Consider the following 18,766-nt stretch of genomic DNA (forward strand, 5'->3'; position numbering starts at 1 on the left):
CCCCATCCTACCGATCACATATGAACGCATGAATGTCTCTTCATGTGTTCCTGTATGGTGGCCGGGTGTCCGTGACTCTCGCACCCCCGCCCGTCCCCTCCGCCGCCCCGGCGGCGGCCCGCCGCACCCGTGTCCTGGCCCTGCCCGAGGCCCGCTGGGCACTCGCCTCGCTGCTGGCGTTCCTCCTGGGCCTCGCCCTGGACCTCGGCGGCGCACCGGCCTGGGCGTACGGCGTCCCGTACGCGGCCGCCTACGTCACCGGCGGCTGGGAGCCCGCGCTGGAAGGGCTGCGGGCCCTGCGCGAAAAGACCCTCGACGTCGACCTGCTGATGATCGTCGCGGCGCTCGGCGCGGCCGCGATCGGGCAGGTCCTCGACGGGGCCCTGCTCATCGTCATCTTCGCCACCTCCGGCGCCCTGGAGGCCCTGGCCACCGCCCGCACCGCCGACTCGGTGCGCGGCCTGCTCGACCTCGCGCCCGCCACCGCCACCCGGCTGGCCGGCGACGGCGAGGAGACCGTCCCGACCGCAGAACTCGCCGTCGGCGACGTCCTGCTGGTCCGCCCCGGCGAGCGCATCGGCGCCGACGGAACCGTCCTGGACGGCATCAGCGAGGCCGACCAGGCCACCATCACCGGCGAGTCCCTGCCGGTCGTCAAGCGCCCCGGCGACGAGGTCTTCGCCGGCACCCTCAACGGCACCGGCGCCCTGCGGGTGCGCGTCGGGCGCGATCCGGCCGACTCGGTGATCGCCCGGATCGTGGCCCTGGTGGAGGAGGCCTCCCGCACCAAGGCGCCGACCCAGTTGTTCATCGAGAAGGCCGAACAGCGCTACGCGGTCGGCGTGGTGGCCGCCACCCTCGCCGTGTTCGGCGTCCCGCTCGCCTTCGGCGAGGACCTCGCGGACGCGCTGCTGCGGGCCATGACCTTCATGATCGTCGCCTCCCCGTGCGCGGTCGTCCTGGCGACCATGCCGCCGCTGCTGTCCGCCATCGCCAACGCCGGCCGCCACGGCGTCCTGGTCAAGTCGGCCGTCGCGATGGAACGCCTCGGCGAGATCGACACCACCGCCCTCGACAAGACCGGCACCCTCACCGAGGGCGAACCCGAGGTGACGGCCGTACGGCCGCTGCCGGACTCCGGCCTCGACGAGGACGCCCTGCTCGCCCTGGCCGCGTCCGCCGAGCACCCCAGCGAACACCCCCTGGCCCGCGCGGTCGTCGCCGCGGCCCGCGCCCGGAACCTGCCCCTGCAACCCGCCGAGGACTTCACCGCCATCCCCGGCCGGGGCGTCACCGCCACCGTCGGCGGACGCGTGGTGACGGTCGGCCGCGCGCGGGCCGCCGAGGCCGGCGGCGGCGAGACCACCGTCCGCGTCACCCGCGACGGCACCACCGTCGGCACCCTCGCCCTCACCGACCGCCTCCGCCCCGACGCCGCCGCGGCCACCGCCGCCCTCACCGCCCTCACCGGCACCGCGCCCGTGCTGCTCACCGGCGACACCGCGTCCGCCGCCGCCCGGGTCGCCACCGCCACCGGCCTCACCGACGTCCGCGCGGACCTGATGCCCGAGGACAAGGTGAGCGCCGTGCGCGCCCTGCAGGACGCCGGGGGCAAGGTGCTGTTCGTCGGCGACGGCGTCAACGACGCCCCCGCCCTGGCCGCCGCGCACTCCGGCATCGCCCTGGGCCGCGCCGGCTCCGACCTCGCCCTGGAGACGGCCGACGCGGTGATCGTGCGCGACGAGCTGGCGGCCGTGCCCGCCGTGGTCCGCCTGTCCCGGGCCGCCCGCCGCCTGGTGGTGCAGAACTTGGTCCTGGCGGGCACCTTCATCACCGTCCTCGTCCTGTGGGACCTGATCGGCCACCTGCCCCTGCCGCTCGGCGTCGCCGGCCACGAGGGCTCCACCGTGCTGGTCGGCCTCAACGGCCTGCGGCTGCTGCGCGAGTCGGCCTGGCGGCCCGGGCAGGACCGGGACGGCTGAGGTCGATGTCGGATTCTCGCCAGCCCCGGCGTGCGCGGTGCCCGATGCTGGACGCATGCAGAAGGGGATGCACACCGACACCGAGCGCTGCGTGCGCGCCGTCCGGTCCAAGGACGCGCGGTTCGACGGATGGTTCTTCACGGCCGTCCTGACGACCCGCATCTACTGTCGGCCCAGCTGCCCGGTCGTACCGCCGAAGCCCGAGAACATGGTCTTCCACCCGAGCGCGGCGGCCTGCCAGCAGGCCGGGTTCCGGGCCTGCAAGCGCTGCCGCCCCGACACCAGCCCCGGCTCCCCGGAGTGGAACCGGCGCGCCGACCTGGTGGCCCGCGCCATGCGGCTGATCGCCGACGGCATCGTGGACCGCGAGGGCGTGCCCGGCCTCGCCGCCCGGCTCGGCTACAGCACCCGGCAGATCGAACGCCAGCTCCTCGCCGAGCTGGGCGCGGGCCCCCTCGCCCTCGCCCGCGCCCAGCGCGCCCAGACCGCCCGGCTGCTCATCGAGACGACCGGCCTGCCGATGGCGCAGATCGCCTTCGCCGCCGGCTTCGCCTCCATCCGCACCTTCAACGACACCGTCCGCGAGGTCTTCGCCCTCACCCCGAGCGGCCTGCGCGCCCGGGCCCCCAGGGGCAGCGCCGCGGGCACCTCCGGCGCCCTGTCCCTCAGGCTGCCGTTCCGCGCCCCGCTCAACCCCGACAACCTCTTCGGCCACCTCGCCGCGACCGCCGTGCCCGGCGTGGAGGAATGGCGGGACGGCGCCTACCGCCGCACGCTGCGCCTCCCGTACGGCCACGGCATCGTCGCCCTGGCCCCGCGGCCCGACCACATCGCCTGCCGCCTCACCCTCGGCGACCTGCGCGACCTGCCCGTCGCCATCAGCCGCTGCCGCCGCCTGCTCGACCTGGACGCCGACTCGGTCGCGGTCGACGACCAGCTGCGCGCGGACCCGGTCCTCGCGCCCCTGGTCGACAAGGCGCCCGGCCGGCGCGTGCCGCGCACGGTGGACGAGCCGGAGTTCGCGATCCGGGCCGTCCTCGGCCAGCAGGTCTCCACGGCCGCCGCCCGCACCCACGCCGCCCGCCTGGTCACCGCGCACGGCGAACCGGTCGACGACCCCGAGGGCGGCCTCACCCACCTCTTCCCGACCCCGCAGGCCCTCGCCCCGGTCGATCCCGAGTCGCTGGCGATGCCCCGCACCCGCCGCACCACCCTCACCACCCTGGTGGGCCACCTCGCCGACGGCACCCTCCAGCTGGGCGTCGGGAGCGACTGGCCGCAGACCCGCGCCCGGCTGCTCGCCCTGCCCGGCTTCGGCCCCTGGACGGCCGACGTCATCGCGATGCGCGCCCTCGGCGACCCCGACGCCTTCCTCCCCACCGACCTCGGCGTCCGCCGCGCCGCCCGGGAACTGGGCCTGCCCTCCACCCCGGCGGCGCTCACCGCGCGCGCGGCGGCCTGGCGGCCCTGGCGGGCGTACGCGGTGCAGTACCTGTGGGCGACCGACAGCCACCCCGTCAACTTCCTTCCGGTATGAGGACGTTCCCGTGAAACAGCACACCGTGACCGACAGCCCGTACGGCCCCCTCACCCTCGTCGCCGACGACGGCGTCCTGTGCGGCCTCTACATGACCGACCAGCGCCACCGCCCGCCGGAGGAGACCTTCGGGCCGCGCGATGACACCCTCTTCGCGGAGGCGGAGGAGCAGCTGGAGGCCTACTTCGACGGCGGGCTGAAGGAGTTCACCCTCGAACTGCGCCTGCACGGCACCCCGTTCCAGCGCCGCGTCTGGGACGAACTGCGCCGCATCCCCTACGGCGAGACCCGCACGTACGGCGAGCTGGCCGACGCCCTCGGCAGCCCCACCGCCTCCCGCGCGGTCGGCCTCGCCAACGGCCGCAACCCCATCGGCATCATCGTCCCCTGCCACCGCGTGATCGGCGCGAACGGCGGCCTCACCGGCTACGGCGGCGGCCTGGACCGCAAGCGGCGCCTGCTGGAGTTCGAACGGGGAGGGACGCTCTTCGCCTAGGGTCTGTCGCCCGCCGCGGCCGGCGGCGGGCGCCGGCCGTGCGCGGAGAACGCGTCACCGGCGCCGCCGAGGAGGGCGACGAGGGGCCCGCCCGGGCCACCGGGCGGGCCGGGGGAGCGGGGGCGGTGAACGGATACCGCGCCGGCGAGTCCGCTGCTAGGGTCCGCCCCATGGCCAAGGTCACCGTCTCGCTCGATGCCGAACTCGTCGTGGAGGCGATGGTGCTCGCCGGCGTGGGCAGCCCCCAGGACGCCGTCGAGCTCATCGTCCGCGACTACGTCGAGCGCGGCCACCGCACCGAGGCCCGCGTGGCCACCCGCGACGAGGCCCTGCACCGGGCGGACCTCAAGCCCCGGGACGTCGAGGGCTGAGCCGGCCCGCCGGTCACGCCACGCGGCGGCCGTTCTCCAGCTCGGCCGTCCCCGAGCCGTCCGCCAGCACGTCGAGCGCGACCAGCACACGGCGGCCGAGGGCACCGGGCAGGTACTCGGTGAGCTCCTCGCGCGGCACCAGCCGCCAGGACAGCAGCTCCTCCTCCTGCAGACGGATCGCCTTGAGGTCCTCCTCGCCGAGCACCCCGCCGTCGTACAGGTACGCCACCAGCGGCGGCCGTCCCGTGCCGTGCACCCAGTCCACCGCGAGCAGCCGGCCCGGCTCGCGGTCGAGGCCGATCTCCTCGGCCGTCTCGCGCCGCGCACCCTGCCGGGGGGTCTCCCCGTCGTCGGACTCGATCGTGCCGCCCGGCAGCGCCCACCCCTCCCGGTAGTTGGGCTCCACGAGCAGCACCCGCCCCTCGGCGTCCCGGAAGAGGGCGGCGGCACCGGCGAGGACGCGGGGGAGGCCCGCGATGTACGTGGCGAAGTCCTCAGTCGTGGTCATGCGGACAGGGTAACGAGCCCGCCCCGGCACCTTCGCGGCCCGCCGTCCGGCCCCGCGGCCCGCCGTCCGGCCCCGCGGCCCGCCGTCCGGCCCCGCGGCGCGCCGCCGCCCGCCGGGGCGCCTCAGGTCCCCGCCTCCTCCTGGGCCAGCCGCAGGGTGCGCCGCGCCAGCTCGCTGATCCGTACGCCGTCGAAGCCGAAGACCGCGCTGCGGACCGTGTCCTCCAGCGGGTCCTTCCACTGGTCCGGGATGGCCCCGGCCCCGGTCAGGACGCCCGCCACCGACCCCGCCGTCGCGCCGTTGGAGTCGGTGTCCAGGCCGCCGCGGACGGTCAGGGTGATGGTGCGGGTGAAATCGCCGTCGCCGTACAGCAGCCCCGCGGTGAGCACGGCGGCGTTCGGGACGGTGTGGATCCAGCCGAGCCCCGCGGTCTCCGCCTCGACCGTGTCGAGCGTGTCCTCCCAGGTCATGCGCGTGTCGTGGAGGGAGACGACCCGGCGCACGATCCGGGCGAGGCGGCTGCCGGCCGGGATGACGGCCAGGGCCTCCTCCACGGCGTGCCGCACCGTGGGCGCGGTGAACGCCGCCGAGACCAGCGCCGCCGCCCACATCGCGCCGTACACCCCGTTGCCGGTGTGGGACAGCACCGCGTCCCGGCGGGCCAGCGAGGCGGCGCGGCGCGGGTCGCCGGGGCGGGTCCAGCCGTAGACGTCGGCGCGGATCAGGGCGCCGATCCACTCCTGGTACGGGTTGTCGTAGGTGGCGGTCAGGGGTGGTTTCAGCCCGTTGGCGAGGTTGCGGTACGCGGCCCGCTCCGCGGTGAAGGTCTGCAGGTACGGCAGCCGCAGCAGCCACAGGTCGCCGACCTGCTCGGTGCTGAAGCCGAAGCCGTGGGTCTCCAGCAGGTGCAGGCCGAGGACGGCGTAGTCCACGTCGTCGTCGCGGCAGCTGCCGTGGATGCGGCCGCGCACGCACATGCGCCACTCGGGACGCAGCTCCAGGCCGTCGTCGTCGCCGGGCGGCTCGGGGAGGTAGTCGGTGAGGGGGAGGGCGGCTGTCCTGCGCAGGTAGCGGTCGATGCGGTCGCGGGTCCACAGGTCGCCCTGCTCGACCGGCTTGCCGAGCATGTTGCCCGCGATCCGGCCCAGCCAGCCCCCGAGGATGCGGTCGGCGAGTTCCGGCTCGGTGCCCACAAGGGTCATGGCTTCGGTCTACCCGGTTGCGGGGGTGATCGCGCGGGTTCGGCGGTCCGCGTACGAAGGTTTCCCGGCGGGTCCACGGGACGGGCGGGGCAGACGGCGGGGGCGTGCTCCGGCTAGGGTCGCAGCGGCGCGGCCGGACCCGACGCGCGCGAGGCCCGAAGAGCGAGGGGAAGGCGAGTGGCGGACGCCGCAGCGAGTGACATCCGCGGGGCGCACCCGGTACGGCGGGTGCTGGTCGCCGCGGACAAGTTCAAGGGGTCGCTGACGGCGGCGCAGGTCGCCGAACGGGTGACGGCCGGGCTGCGCCGCGCCGTGCCGGACCTCCGGGTCGAGGCGGTGCCCGTGGCCGACGGCGGCGACGGGACCGTGGCCGCGGCGGTCGCGGCCGGGTTCGAGCGCCGGGAGGTCCGGGTCGCCGGCCCCCTCGGGGACGAGGTGACGGCGGCGTTCGCGCTGCGCGGGGGCACCGCGGTCGTGGAGATGGCCGAGGCCAGCGGGTTGCAGCGGCTGCCGGCCGGGGTCCTCGCGCCGCTCACGGCGTCCACGTACGGCTCCGGGGAACTGCTGCGGGCCGCGCTGGACGCGGGGGCGCGGACGATCGTGTTCGGGGTCGGCGGGAGCGCGACCACGGACGGCGGCGCGGGCATGCTGTCCGCGCTGGGCGCGCGGTTCCTGACGGCGGACGGGGAGCCGGTGGCGCCGGGCGGCGGCGGCCTCGCCGGGCTGGCCTCGGTGGACCTGTCGGGCCTGGACGCGCGCCTGGGCTCGGTCGACCTGGTCCTCGCCGGCGACGTCGACAACCCGCTGACCGGGCCGACGGGTGCGTCGGCGGTGTACGGCCCGCAGAAGGGCGCCTCACCGCAGGAGGTGGCCGTCCTGGACGCGGCGCTCGCGCACTACGCCAAGGTGCTGGAGGACACCGTCGGGCCGAGGGCCGCCGCGTACGCCGCGTCGCCCGGCGCGGGCGCGGCCGGCGGCCTCGGGTACGGCGCGCTGCTGATCGGCGCCCGGTTCCGGCCCGGCATCGAGGTCGTGCTCGACGTGCTGGGCTTCGCGGCCGCGCTGGAGCGGGCGGACCTGGTGATCACCGGGGAGGGCTCGCTGGACGAGCAGACGCTGCACGGCAAGGCCCCGGCGGGCGTCGCGGCGGCGGCGCGCGCGGCGGGCAAGGAGGTCGTCGCGGTGTGCGGGCGCCTCGCGCTGGCCCCGGAGGCGCTGGGGCGGGCCGGGATCCGGCGGGCGTACCCGCTGACGGACGCCGAACCGGACGTGGCGAAGTGCATCGCCGAGGCCGGGCCGGTCCTGGAGCGGGTGGCGGAGCGGATCGGGCGGGACTTCCTGCTCTGATCCCGCACGCCGCCCGGGTCGCTCCACCGCCAGGGTCCCCGGCGGGCCGCCGGCCCGGCACGCGAAACGGGTGTGGCCCGGACCTCGGGGGTCCGGGCCACACCCGTTGCGCAAGGGGGAGAGGTCAGGGCAGCTGCGCCGCCCGCGCCTCGCGCCGGTTGTCGCGGAAGTTGTTCACCCGGCGGGCCGTGGCGAACAGCGGGATCACCGCGCCCATGACCAGCTGGAGCGCGCAGCCGGTCTGCAGGAGCAGCTGGCCGCTCGGGGCGTCGAAGGCCCAGGCCGCCAGCAGGCCCATGGACAGGACGATCCAGGACAGCATCGCCCCGGCGAGACGGCCGCGCGGCTTGGGGTACTCCACCCGGCTCACCATCAGCCAGGCCGTGCCGAGGATCGCCAGCAGGGTCGCGACGAAGGGCAGCTCCAGCAGGACGATGGAGACCACCGTCAGCGCGCCGAACGGGCTCGGCATGCCCTGGAACGTGCCGTCCTTGACCGTGACGCAGGAGAACCTCGCGAGCCTGAGCACCACCGCCAGCAGCACCACGATCGCGCCGACCGCGGCCACCCGCTGGTGCGCGTCGTCCGCGACCATGCCGTAGACCAGGACGAAGTACGCCGGCGCCAGGCCGAAGCTGATCAGGTCGGAGAGGTTGTCCAGCTCCGCGCCCATCGGCGAGCTGCGCAGCTTGCGCGCCACCAGGCCGTCGAACAGGTCGAAGACCGCCGCGCACAGCATCAGGATGACCGCCGTGGCCGCGCTGTGGCGGGCCATGCCGGTCTCCTGGCTGCCGGTGAGGTGCGGGATCAGGATGCCGGTGGTGGTGAAGTACACCGCCATGAAGCCGCAGGTGGCGTTGCCGAGGGTGAGGGTGTCCGCTATCGACAGGCGCAGGGAGAGGGGCATCTCCTCCTCTTCGTCCGCCTCGTCGGCCTCGGGCACCCAGCCCGTCTGTGTCCGCGGGTCAGTCACGGTCAATGCGAGTCACCCCAGCCACGGTCTTCTGACCGACCTCCACCGCGACCCCCACGCCCTCGGGCAGGTAGAGGTCGACGCGCGAACCGAAGCGGATCAGGCCGATCCGCTCGCCCTGCTCCACCTTGGTGCCCCGGGGCACGTAGGGGACGATGCGGCGGGCCACCGCGCCGGCGATCTGGACCATCTCGATGTCGCCGAGCTCGGTGTCGAAGTGCCAGACGACCCGCTCGTTGTTCTCGCTCTCCTTGTTGAAAGCGGGAACGAAGCCGCCCGGGATGTGCTCGACCGAGGTCACCGTGCCGGCCAGCGGCGCGCGGTTGACGTGGACGTTGAGCGGGCTCATGAAGATCGCGACGCGGGTGCGGCCGTCCTTCCACGGCATGATGCTCTGCACCACACCGTCGGCGGGCGAGATGACGCGACCCTGGGCGATCTCGCGCTCGGGGTCGCGGAAGAACCACAGCATCCCCGCCGCGAGCGCGGTGGCGGGGACGGCGACGGCCTTGGCGGCGCCGGAGCGGCGGGCGCGGAGCAGGCTGACGGCCGCGGTGGCGACGGTCGGGAGGAGCCACGGCGATGCTCCGCGCGCGAGGCGTGCGCCGACCAGGCTGTCGCGAGGTGCAGAGGTTTGGCTGTGGGGCATGGATGACCTTCGTAGCGAACGATGCCGCGCTTCGACGGGGGACGGCGGCTTTCCGGCGATCGTAGCGGCTCGGGGCCGCAACTGGGTAAGCCAGGAAGCCGAGTCGGCGGCCGAAGAGCGCTGACGGGGTGTGATCTTCTTCTCCAAGAAAACACCCCGTATCCGGACATCTAGCCCTGGAATCGATACTCTTCGAGCAGTCTCCGGCCGATGATCATTTTCTGGATCTCGGCGGTACCTTCACCGATCAGCAGCATCGGGGCCTCCCGGTAGAGGCGCTCGATCTCGTACTCCTTGGAGAAGCCGTAGCCGCCGTGGATCCGGAAGGCGTCCTCCACGACCTCCTTGCAATACTCGGAGGCGAGATACTTCGCCATGCCGGCTTCAAGGTCGTTTCGTTCCCCGGAATCCTTTTTGCGCGCTGCGTTGACCATCATCGCATGAGCAGCCTCCACCTTGGTAGCCATCTCGGCCAGCTTGAACTGGATCGCCTGGTGCTGGGCGATCGGCTTGCCGAAGGTGTGGCGCTGCTGGGCGTAGCGGACGCCGAGCTCGAACGCACGCTGAGCGACGCCGCAGCCACGCGCCGCCACGTTGACGCGGCCGACCTCCACGCCGTCCATCATCTGGTAGAAGCCGCGTCCGGTGGCCCCGCCGAGCACCCGGTCGGCGGGAATCCGCAGGCCGTCCATGATGAGCTCGGTCGTGTCGACGCCCTTGTAGCCCATCTTGTCGATCTTGCCGGGGATGGTCAGGCCGGGGCGGACCTCCCCGAAGCCGGGCTCCTTCTCGACCAGGAAGGTGGTCATCGACTTGTGGGGCGCGGTGCCCTCGGGGTGACCTTCGTCACTGCGCACCAGAACGGCCACCAGGGAGGACGTGCCGCCGTTCGTCAGCCACATCTTCTGGCCCGTCAGGACGTACTCGTCGCCGTCCCTGACCGCCTTGGACGTGATCGCCGACACGTCGGAGCCCAGAGCCGGCTCCGACATCGAGAAGGCGCCCCGGATGTCGCCGGCCGCCATCCTCGGCAGGAAGTGGTCCTTCTGCTCCTGCGTGCCGTGCTGCTTGAGCATGTACGCCACGATGAAGTGCGTGTTGATGATGCCGGACACCGACATCCAGCCGCGGGCGATCTCCTCGACGCACAGGGCGTAGGTCAGGAGCGACTCGCCCAGGCCCCCGTACTCCTCGGGGATCATCAGGCCGAACAGGCCCAGCTCCCTCAGGCCGTCCACGATCGCCTGCGGGTACTCGTCGCGGTGCTCCAGCTCGGTGGCGACCGGGATGATCTCTTTGTCGACAAAGTCCCGGACGGTGGAGAGGATCTCCTGCTGGACGTCGGTCAGACCGGCGGTCTGGGCGAGACGGGCCATGGCTACTTCTCCTGCTGCTTCGGCTCGGAACCGGGGGCGTCGTCCCGAGCGGGAGCCGTTCGAGGGGGAGGGGAGACGGACGGGCGGCCCGGCTGCTCGCCGCCGCGCTCCTTGATGTACGTCTCGGTCGGCACCATCACCTTGCGGCGGAAGACGCACACCAGCGTGCCGTCCTGCTTGTAGCCCCTGGTCTCGACGTGGACGATGCCGCGGTCGTTCTTCGACTTCGACGGCCACTTGTCGAGCACGGTCGTCTCGCCGTAGACCGTGTCGCCGTGGAAGGTCGGCGCCACGTGCCTGAGCGACTCGATCTCCAGGTTGGCGATCGCCTTGCCGGACACGTCCGGCACGGACATGCCGAGCAGCAGGGAGTAGATGTAGTTCCCGACCACGACGTTCCTGCCGAAGTCCGTCGTCCGCTCGGCGTAATGGGCGTCCATGTGGAGCGGGTGGTGGTTCATGGTGAGGAGGCAGAACAGGTGGTCGTCGTACTCCGTGACCGTCTTGCCCGGCCAGTGCTTGTACGTCGCCCCGACCTCGAACTCCTCGTACGTACGTCCGAACTGCATGGCCGTCACGCCTCCGGGATCTCGAACGTGCTGGTACGACGCATGCCGGCGGCGCGTCCCTTGCCCGCGATGACCAGGGCCATCTTCCGGCTGGCCTCGTCGATCATCTCGTCGCCGAGCATCGCGGAGCCCTTCTTGCCGCCCGCCTCGGACGTGTAGTACTCGTACGCGTCCAGGATCAGCTCGGCGTGGTCGTAGTCCTCCTGCGAGGGCGAGAACACCTCGTTGGCCGCGTCCACCTGGCCGGGGTGCAGCACCCACTTGCCGTCGAAGCCGAGCGCGGCGGCGCGGCCGGCGACCTCGCGGAAGCCGTCGACGTTGCGGATCTGCAGGTAGGGGCCGTCGATCGCCTGGAGGTCGTTGGCGCGGGCGGCCATCAGGATCTTCATCAGGATGTAGTGGTAGGCGTCCGCCGGGTAGCCGGGCGGCTGCTCGCCCACGACGAGGGACTTCATGTTGATCGACGCCATGAAGTCGGCCGGGCCGAAGATGATCGTCTCGATGCGCGGGGAGGCCTGCGCGATCTCGTTGACGTTGTTCAGGCCCTGCGCGTTCTCGATCTGCGCCTCGATGCCGATCCGGCCGACCTCGAAGCCCATGGTCTTCTCGATCTGGGTCAGGAGGAGGTCCAGCGCGACGACCTGCTGGGCGTTCTGCACCTTCGGCAGCATGATGCAGTCCAGGTTCGGGCCCGCGCCCTCGACGACCGTGACGACGTCGCGGTACGTCCACTCGGTCGTCCAGTCGTTGACGCGCACGACCCGCGTCTTGCCCGTCCAGTCGCCCTCGTTGAGGAACTTGACGACGGTGTGCCGCGCCTCGGGCTTGGCGAGCGGCGCGCACGCGTCCTCCAGGTCGAGGAAGACCTGGTCCGCCGGGAGGCCCTGCGCCTTCTCCAGGAAGCGGGGGTTGCTTCCGGGGACCGCGAGGCAGGAGCGCCGCGGACGCAGACGGTTGACGGGCGTGGTCATGCGGGGACCTCCAGGGGGTCGAGCTTGTTCGCGTGCCGGATCTCGTCGACGATGCGGCCGATGATTCCGGTGATGTCGAAGTCCTTCGGGGTGAAGACCGCGGCCACTCCGGCTGTCCTGAGCTGTTCGGCGTCACCGCTGGGGATGATGCCACCCGCGATCACCGGTATGTCTGTGGCACCGGCCACACGCAGCCGCTCCAGCACGTCCGGCACCAGCTGGGCGTGCGAACCGGAGAGGACCGACAGGCCGACCGCGTGCACGTCCTCGGCGAGGGCGGCGTCCACGATCTGCTCCGGGGTGAGCCGGATGCCCTGGTAGACCACCTCGAAGCCGGCGTCGCGCGCGCGGACCGCGATCTGCTCCGCGCCGTTGGAGTGGCCGTCCAGGCCCGGCTTGCCGACCAGGAAGCGCAGCTTGCCCACCCCGAGGTCGCGGGCGGTCGCCTCCACCTTGCGGCGCACCTCGGCGAGCCGGGAGCCCTCCTCGGCGGGGACCGCCACCGGCGCCGACGACACGCCCGTCGGCGCGCGGAACTCGCCGAACACCTCGCGCAGCGCCCCGGCCCACTCGCCGGTGGTGACCCCGGCGCGGGCGCACTCCAGGGTGGCCTCCATGAGGTTGTCCGTGCCGCGCGCGGCCTCCTTCAGCCTCTCCAGCGCCTTGCACGGGCGCGGGTGGTTGAAGGGCGGCTGGTAGCGGGTGTCGCGCCAGTGCCGGAGCGAGGCGACGACGCGGGCCTCGACCGCCGGGTCGACGGTCTGGACGGCGGTGTCCAGGTCGGCCGTCAGCGGGTTCGGCTCGGTCGACTCGAAGATGTTGACGCCGACGATCTTCTCCCGGCCCGACTCGATCCGGGCCCGGCGCTCGGCGTGCGAGGCGACCAGCTGCGACTTGAGGTAGCCGGACTCGACGGCGGCCATCGCGCCGCCCATCTCCTGGATGCGGCCGATCTCGGCGAGCGCCGCCTCGACCAGCTCCCCCACCTTCGCCTCGACCACCTTCGAGCCCTCGAAGACGTCCTCGTACTCCAGCAGGTCGCTCTCGTAGGCGAGGACCTGCTGGATGCGCAGCGACCACTGCTGGTCCCAGGGCCGGGGCAGGCCCAGGGCCTCGTTCCAGGCGGGCAGCTGCACGGCGCGGGCACGGGCGTCCTTGGAGAGGGTGACGGCCAGCATCTCCAGCACGATCCGCTGGACGTTGTTCTCCGGCTGCGCCTCGGTCAGGCCGAGGGAGTTGACCTGGACGCCGTAGCGGAAGCGGCGGTGCTTGGGGTTCTCGATGCCGTACCGCTCGCGGGTGATCTCGTCCCAGATGCGGCCGAAGGCGCGCATCTTGCACATCTCCTCGATGAAGCGGACCCCCGCGTTGACGAAGAAGGAGATGCGGCCGACGACGTCGCCCATGCGCTCCTGCGGCACCTGCCCGGAGTCACGGACCGCGTCGAGCACGGCGATCGCGGTGGACATCGCGTACGCGATCTCCTGCACCGGCGTGGCGCCCGCCTCCTGCAGGTGGTAGCTGCAGATGTTGATCGGGTTCCACTTCGGCATGTGGGAGACCGTGTACGCGATCATGTCCGTCGTCAGGCGGAGCGACGGCCCCGGCGGGAAGACGTGCGTGCCGCGGGACAGGTACTCCTTGACGATGTCGTTCTGGGTCGTGCCCTGGAGCTCGGTGATGTCCGCGCCCTGCTCCTCCGCGACGACCTGGTAGAGCGCCAGCAGCCACATGGCCGTGGCGTTGATGGTCATCGAGGTGTTCATCTGCTCCAGGGGGATGTCCTGGAACAGCCGGCGCATGTCACCGAGGTGCGCGACGGGCACCCCGACCCGGCCGACCTCGCCGCGGGCGAGGACGTGGTCGGGGTCGTAGCCGGTCTGCGTCGGCAGGTCGAAGGCCACCGACAGACCCGTCTGCCCCTTGGCGAGGTTGCGCCGGTACAGCTCGTTGGACGCCTCGGCCGTGGAGTGACCGGCGTACGTGCGCATCAGCCACGGCCGGTCCTTCTGACGCTCGCTCATGCACGGGCCTCTCAGACGTTCCGGAAGCGGTTGATGGCGTCGACGTGCCGGGCGCGCATCTCCTCGTCGCGCACGCCGAGGCCCTCCTCGGGGGCCAGGCACAGCACGCCGACCTTGCCCTGGTGGGCGTTGCGGTGGACGTCGTGGGCGGCCTGGCCGGTCTCCTCCAGGGAGTACACCCGGGAGAGCGTCGGGTGGATCCTGCCCTTGGCGATGAGGCGGTTGGCCTCGTAGGCCTCGCGGTAGTTGGCGAAGTGCGAGCCGATGATCCGCTTCAGGGACATCCACAGGTAGCGGTTGTCGTACTGGTGCATGTAGCCCGAGGTGGAGGCGCAGGTGGTGATGGTGCCGCCCTTGCGGGTGACGTAGACCGAGGCGCCGAAGGTCTCGCGGCCGGGGTGCTCGAAGACGATGTCGATGTCCTCGCCGCCGGTGAGTTCGCGGATGCGCTTGCCGAAGCGCTTCCACTCCTTGGGGTCCTGGGTGTGCTCGTCCTTCCAGAACCGGTAGTCCTCGGCGTTGCGGTCGATGATCAGCTCGGCGCCCATCCTCCGGCAGATCTCGGCCTTCTCCGGCGAGGAGACGACGCAGACCGGGGTGGCGCCGCCGGCGAGGGCGAACTGGGTGGCGTAGGAGCCGAGGCCGCCGCTCGCGCCCCAGATCAGGACGTTGTCGCCCTGCTTCATCGCCGCGCCGTTGCGGGAGACGAGCTGCCGGTAGGCGGTGGAGTTGACCAGGCCGGGGGCCGCGGCCTCCTCCCAGGTCAGGTGCCCCGGCTTGGGCATCAGCTGGTTGGACTTGACCAGGGCGATCTCGGCCAGGCCGCCGAAGTTGGTCTCGAAGCCCCAGATGCGCTGCTCGGGGTCGAGCATGGTGTCGCCGTGGCCGTCGGGGGACTCCAGCTCGACGGACAGGCAGTGGGCCACCACCTCGTCGCCCGGCCGCCAGGCGTTGACGCCGGGTCCGGTGCGCAGCACGACGCCCGCGAGGTCGGAGCCGATGATGTGGTACGGCAGGTCGTGGCGCGCGGTGAGCGGCGAGAGCCTGCCGTAGCGCTCCAGGAAGGCGAAGGTCGGCACCGGCTCGAAGATCGAGGTCCACACCGAGTTGTAGTTGACCGAGGAGGCCATGACGGCCACCAGGGCCTCGCCCGGGCCGAGTTCGGGCACCGGGACCTCGTCCAGGTGCAGCGACTTGCGCGGGTCCTTGTCGCGGGTGGGCATGCCCGCGAACATCTCCGTCTCGTCCTTGTGCACGGTGATCGCGCGGTACGACTCGGGGAGCGGCAGGGCGGCGAAGTCGGCCGGGGTGGAGTCGGGCGACTGGATGGCGGCCAGGATGTCCTTGACGGTCACGGTGTTGCCTCCGGCGGTGAGCACCCTGAGGGAGGGGTGCTGAGGGTTACGTCGGTGCTGCTGAGGGTCGGGGGCGCCGTCGGTTCGGCGGTGGTGCTTCGGCAGCGCTTTGTCGGCGCGGGAGGGTGCCTGTGACGCAGGCGTCCGGGACGCGCGGGCTCCTGGCCCGCCGGGACAGTCGCCCGGACTCCTTCAACGTATGACACCGCGTGTCAGGTGGCAAGGCACTGAGTGCCAGAAAATGCTCTCAGATGAAATCTTTACGCAACAAATGAGCGATGATCGATCGAACGGGCCTGTGAAGCCGGACGAAAAAGGGCCCTGACATGCCAAAACGGCCACCCGGGCGGGTGGCCGTCGTCACGGGGTGATCGGATGCTCAGCGCTCCTTGAGCGCTTGTTCGATGGTCCGCATGACCTCGTCCAGGGGGGCGTCGACGCGGGCGACGGTCACCAGCACCTCTCCCTGCGCCGAGGCCGAGGCCGCCGGCGGCCTCGGCGGCGCGGTACGGCCCGCCATGATGCCCGAACCGAAGGTCTTGCGGACGATGGCGAAGGCGTGGTCGAGCTGGGCCTCCACGTCGCCCTGGCCGCCCGCCCGCAGCCAGCGCCGCAGGACGTGGTTGTGGGCGGTGACGACGGCGGAGGCGGCGACCTCGGCCAGCAGCGGGTCGTCGTTGGCGTCGTCGTCGTGCGCGTGCTCGTCGAAGTGGCCGAGCAGGTAGCGGGTGAACAGGCGCTCGTAGCGGGCCACCGAGGCGATCTCGGCCTCGCGCAGGGTGGGCACCTCGCGCGTCAGCTTGTAGCGGGCCACCGAGATCTCCGGCCGGGCCGCGTACATCCTCATGACTTCCTTGATGCCGCGGCACACCGTGTCGAGCGGATGCTCGTGCGCGGGCGCGGCGTTGAGCACCGCCTCGGCGCGGACCAGCGTGTCGTCGTGGTCGGGGAAGATGGCCTCTTCCTTGGAGCGGAAGTGGCGGAAGAAGGTGCGGCGTGCGACGCCGGCCGCTGCCGCGATCTCGTCGACGGTGGTGGCCTCGTACCCCTTGGTCGCGAACAGTTCCATCGCGGCGGCCGCCAGTTCCCGGCGCATCTTGAGCCGCTGGGCGGCGGCGCGACTGCCTGCGGCGCTTTCCGGCGCGTCGGTCGTAGCTGGTGTACGTGCGGACTTGGCGGGCTGGGACATGACCCGAACGTACTGCATGTGCGCAGCTCGGTGCGCCTGCACGGGGTTTCCCCCGCCCCGGGAGGGCGGGGGAGCGCACGGCGGCGCCGGCGGGGGACGGCCGCCCGGGTCGAGCAGCCCGCCCCACTCCCCGCCGGCGTGGAACCGGTCGCCGGGGCGCTCAGCGCTTGGCATGTTCGCGGAAGCCGCGGCCGGTCTTGCGGCCGAGGCAGCCCGCGGCCACCAGATGCTCCAGGAGCGGGGCCGGGGCGAGCCCCGGGTCGCGGAACTCGCGGTGCAGGACCTTCTCGATGGCGAGCGAGACGTCGAGCCCGACGACGTCCAGCAGCTCGAACGGGCCCATCGGGTAGCCGCCGCCCAGCTTCATCGCCGCGTCGATCTCGTCCGGGGACGCGTAGTGCTCCTGCACCATCTTGACCGCGTTGTTGAGGTACGGGAACAGCAGGGCGTTGACGATGAAGCCGGCCCGGTCGCCGCAGTCGACGGCGTGCTTGCGGATCCGGCCGCAGACCTCGCGGACCGTCGCGTGGACGTCGTCGGCCGTCAGCACCGTCCGCACGACCTCGACCAGCTTCATCGCCGGGGCCGGGTTGAAGAAGTGCATGCCGATCACGTCCTGCGGGCGCGAGGTGGCGCGGGCGCAGGCGACGACCGGGAGCGAGGAGGTGGTGGTGGCCAGGACCGCGCCCGGCCTGCAGACCTTGTCCAGCGTGGCGAACAGCTGCCGCTTGACCTCCAGGTCCTCCGCGACCGCCTCCACGGCCAGGTCGACGCCGGCGAAGTCGTCGTACGCGCCGGCCGGGGTGATCCGCTCCAGGATCCCGGCGGCGGCCTGCGCCGTCATGCGGCCCCTGTCGACGGAGCGCGCGAGCGACGCGCCGATCCGGGCCCTGGCGGCCCGCGCCTTCTCCTCGGTGCGGGCGGCGAGGACGACCTGGTAGCCGGCCTTGGCGAAGACCTCGGCGATGCCGCAGGCCATGGTGCCCGAGCCGGCGACGCCGACCGAGCGGACGGGCCGGCCGGGGGCCGGGGCGCCGCCCTCCGGCGGGGTCAGGGCGTCCCGCACGACGGTGCCGCTGCCGGGCGCCTCGTACGTGTAGAAGCCGCGCCCCGCCTTGCGGCCGGTCAGGCCCGCCTCGCTGAGCTGCCCGAGGATCGGGGCGGGCGCGTGCAGACGGTCCCGGGACTGGGCGTACATGGCCTCCAGGACCGTGCGCGCGGTGTCGATGCCGACCAGGTCGAGCAGCGCCAGCGGCCCCATGGGCAGGCCGCAGCCGAGCCGCATCGCGGCGTCGATGTCCTCGCGGGAGGCGTACTTCGCCTCGTACATCGCGGCGGCCTGGTTGAGGTAGCCGAACAGCAGCCCGTCGGCGACGAATCCGGGCCGGTCGCCGACCGCGACGGGCTCCTTGCCGAGGTCGAGGGCGAGGTCGGTGACCGCCGCGACGGCCGCGGGGGCGGTGAGCACCGAGGAGACGATCTCGACCAGCCGCATCGCCGGGGCCGGGTTGAAGAAGTGCATGCCCAGGACCCGCTCGGGGCGTGCCGAGTCGGCGGCGAGCCGGGTGACGGACAGGGCGTTGGTGCCGGTCGCCAGGATCGTCCCGGGCCGCACGATGCCGTCCAGCTCCCGGAAGATCTGCTGCTTGACCTCGTACGACTCCGGGGCCACCTCGATGACCAGGTCGGCGTCGGCGGCGTCGCGCAGGTCGGTGGAGGTGCGGACCCGGGCGAGGGCGTCGGCGCGCTCCCGCCCGGTGAGGCGGCCGCGCTCGACGGCGCGGGCGGTGGAGGACTCCAGGGCGGCGACGCACCTGGCGGTCTGGGCCCCGCCGACGTCGATGCCGACCACGTCGCGGCCGGCCCTGGCGAGGACCTCGGTGATGCCGGTGCCCATGGTGCCGAGGCCGACCACGGCGATGGTGCGCAGCGGGGACAGGGAAGAGTCGGACAGGGGAGTGGCCATCGCGGGACTCCAGGAATGAGGGTGACGACGGGAAACGCGCCCGGGTGCGCCGAGCGGCGCACCGGGTGCGTGCACGAGTGCGGGTGTTGGCCGGGCTGTCGAACGCACACGCCCGGTGCCGTCGGCTCACGGGCGTGCACACGCCCGGCGAGCGGCGGCTGCGACCGGCCCTGTCCCGAGGCCGGGTCGTCCTGCGGTACCTGCATGTACCGAACCGACTTGCCCACCGCCCCGAGGGGGTGGGAGGTGCC

16 protein-coding genes are annotated in these 18,766 nt (G+C 72.9%); 5 read left to right on the forward strand and 11 right to left on the reverse strand.

Annotated features, from left to right (window positions below):
• The first annotated feature begins 32 nt into the window (after positions 1–32).
• The 4 genes from AB0L29_RS29860 (at position 33) to AB0L29_RS29875 (ending at position 4,386) form a co-directional block, all read left to right on the forward strand.
• The gene (locus tag AB0L29_RS29860; protein WP_365831434.1) at positions 33–1,982 is read left to right on the forward strand and encodes a heavy metal translocating P-type ATPase; all 1,950 of its coding nucleotides are present in this window, start codon (positions 33–35) and stop codon (positions 1,980–1,982) included.
• 67 nt (positions 1,983–2,049) lie between these two features.
• A complete protein-coding gene (locus AB0L29_RS29865; protein ID WP_365831488.1) occupies positions 2,050–3,519 on the forward strand; it encodes an AlkA N-terminal domain-containing protein in 1,470 nt (489 codons plus the stop codon).
• Positions 3,520–3,529: 10 nt separating this feature from the next.
• Positions 3,530–4,015: a methylated-DNA--[protein]-cysteine S-methyltransferase gene (locus AB0L29_RS29870; protein ID WP_365831436.1), complete on the forward strand. Its 486-nt coding sequence runs from the start codon at positions 3,530–3,532 to the stop codon at positions 4,013–4,015.
• A 170-nt stretch (positions 4,016–4,185) separates the two neighbouring features.
• Positions 4,186–4,386 carry a type II toxin-antitoxin system VapB family antitoxin gene (locus AB0L29_RS29875; protein WP_365831438.1) on the forward strand — a complete coding sequence of 67 codons (201 nt, stop codon included), beginning with the start codon at positions 4,186–4,188 and terminating at the stop codon, positions 4,384–4,386.
• A 13-nt stretch (positions 4,387–4,399) separates the two neighbouring features.
• Here AB0L29_RS29875 and AB0L29_RS29880 read toward each other — a convergent pair whose 3' ends face one another.
• Both AB0L29_RS29880 and AB0L29_RS29885 read right to left on the reverse strand, forming a co-directional pair.
• On the reverse strand, positions 4,400–4,894 hold the full coding sequence (locus tag AB0L29_RS29880) for an NUDIX hydrolase (protein ID WP_365831440.1): 495 nt from the start codon (positions 4,892–4,894) through the stop codon (positions 4,400–4,402).
• 122 nt (positions 4,895–5,016) lie between these two features.
• Complete coding sequence (locus AB0L29_RS29885; protein ID WP_365831442.1) at positions 5,017–6,096, reverse strand: ADP-ribosylglycohydrolase family protein; 1,080 nt, start codon at positions 6,094–6,096, stop codon at positions 5,017–5,019.
• Between the two features lie 228 nt (positions 6,097–6,324).
• Between AB0L29_RS29885 and AB0L29_RS29890 the strand changes: the two genes are divergently transcribed.
• On the forward strand, positions 6,325–7,443 hold the full coding sequence (locus AB0L29_RS29890) for a glycerate kinase (RefSeq protein WP_365831490.1): 1,119 nt from the start codon (positions 6,325–6,327) through the stop codon (positions 7,441–7,443).
• Between the two features lie 124 nt (positions 7,444–7,567).
• Here the strand turns inward: AB0L29_RS29890 and pssA are convergent, their stop codons facing one another.
• From pssA to AB0L29_RS29935, 9 genes are all read right to left on the reverse strand, one after another.
• Complete coding sequence (gene pssA, locus AB0L29_RS29895; protein ID WP_365831492.1) at positions 7,568–8,386, reverse strand: CDP-diacylglycerol--serine O-phosphatidyltransferase; 819 nt, start codon at positions 8,384–8,386, stop codon at positions 7,568–7,570.
• Positions 8,387–8,408: 22 nt separating this feature from the next.
• On the reverse strand, positions 8,409–9,065 hold the full coding sequence (locus tag AB0L29_RS29900; RefSeq protein ID WP_365831444.1) for a phosphatidylserine decarboxylase: 657 nt from the start codon (positions 9,063–9,065) through the stop codon (positions 8,409–8,411).
• A gap of 170 nt (positions 9,066–9,235) precedes the next feature.
• On the reverse strand, positions 9,236–10,441 hold the full coding sequence (locus AB0L29_RS29905) for an acyl-CoA dehydrogenase family protein (protein ID WP_365831446.1): 1,206 nt from the start codon (positions 10,439–10,441) through the stop codon (positions 9,236–9,238).
• 2 nt (positions 10,442–10,443) lie between these two features.
• Positions 10,444–11,010 (reverse strand): MaoC family dehydratase, encoded by a 567-nt coding sequence (locus AB0L29_RS29910; RefSeq protein ID WP_365831448.1) that lies wholly within the window; start codon positions 11,008–11,010, stop codon positions 10,444–10,446.
• A gap of 5 nt (positions 11,011–11,015) precedes the next feature.
• Positions 11,016–11,981 carry a CoA ester lyase gene (locus tag AB0L29_RS29915; RefSeq protein WP_365831450.1) on the reverse strand — a complete coding sequence of 322 codons (966 nt, stop codon included), beginning with the start codon at positions 11,979–11,981 and terminating at the stop codon, positions 11,016–11,018.
• Positions 11,978–14,005 carry a protein meaA gene (locus AB0L29_RS29920; RefSeq protein WP_365831452.1) on the reverse strand — a complete coding sequence of 676 codons (2,028 nt, stop codon included), beginning with the start codon at positions 14,003–14,005 and terminating at the stop codon, positions 11,978–11,980. Before AB0L29_RS29920 ends, AB0L29_RS29915 begins: the two co-directional genes overlap by 4 nt.
• Positions 14,006–14,016: 11 nt before the next feature.
• On the reverse strand, positions 14,017–15,360 hold the full coding sequence (gene ccrA, locus AB0L29_RS29925) for a crotonyl-CoA carboxylase/reductase (protein WP_365831454.1): 1,344 nt from the start codon (positions 15,358–15,360) through the stop codon (positions 14,017–14,019).
• 379 nt (positions 15,361–15,739) lie between these two features.
• Complete coding sequence (locus AB0L29_RS29930) at positions 15,740–16,549, reverse strand: TetR family transcriptional regulator (protein WP_365831456.1); 810 nt, start codon at positions 16,547–16,549, stop codon at positions 15,740–15,742.
• A gap of 160 nt (positions 16,550–16,709) precedes the next feature.
• Positions 16,710–18,515 (reverse strand): 3-hydroxyacyl-CoA dehydrogenase family protein, encoded by a 1,806-nt coding sequence (locus AB0L29_RS29935; RefSeq protein WP_365831458.1) that lies wholly within the window; start codon positions 18,513–18,515, stop codon positions 16,710–16,712.
• Positions 18,516–18,766: the final 251 nt, after the last annotated feature.

Origin of the sequence: Streptomyces sp. NPDC052701 (genome assembly GCF_040678355.1) — a bacterium.
Classification (GTDB): Bacteria; Actinomycetota; Actinomycetes; order Streptomycetales; family Streptomycetaceae; genus Streptomyces.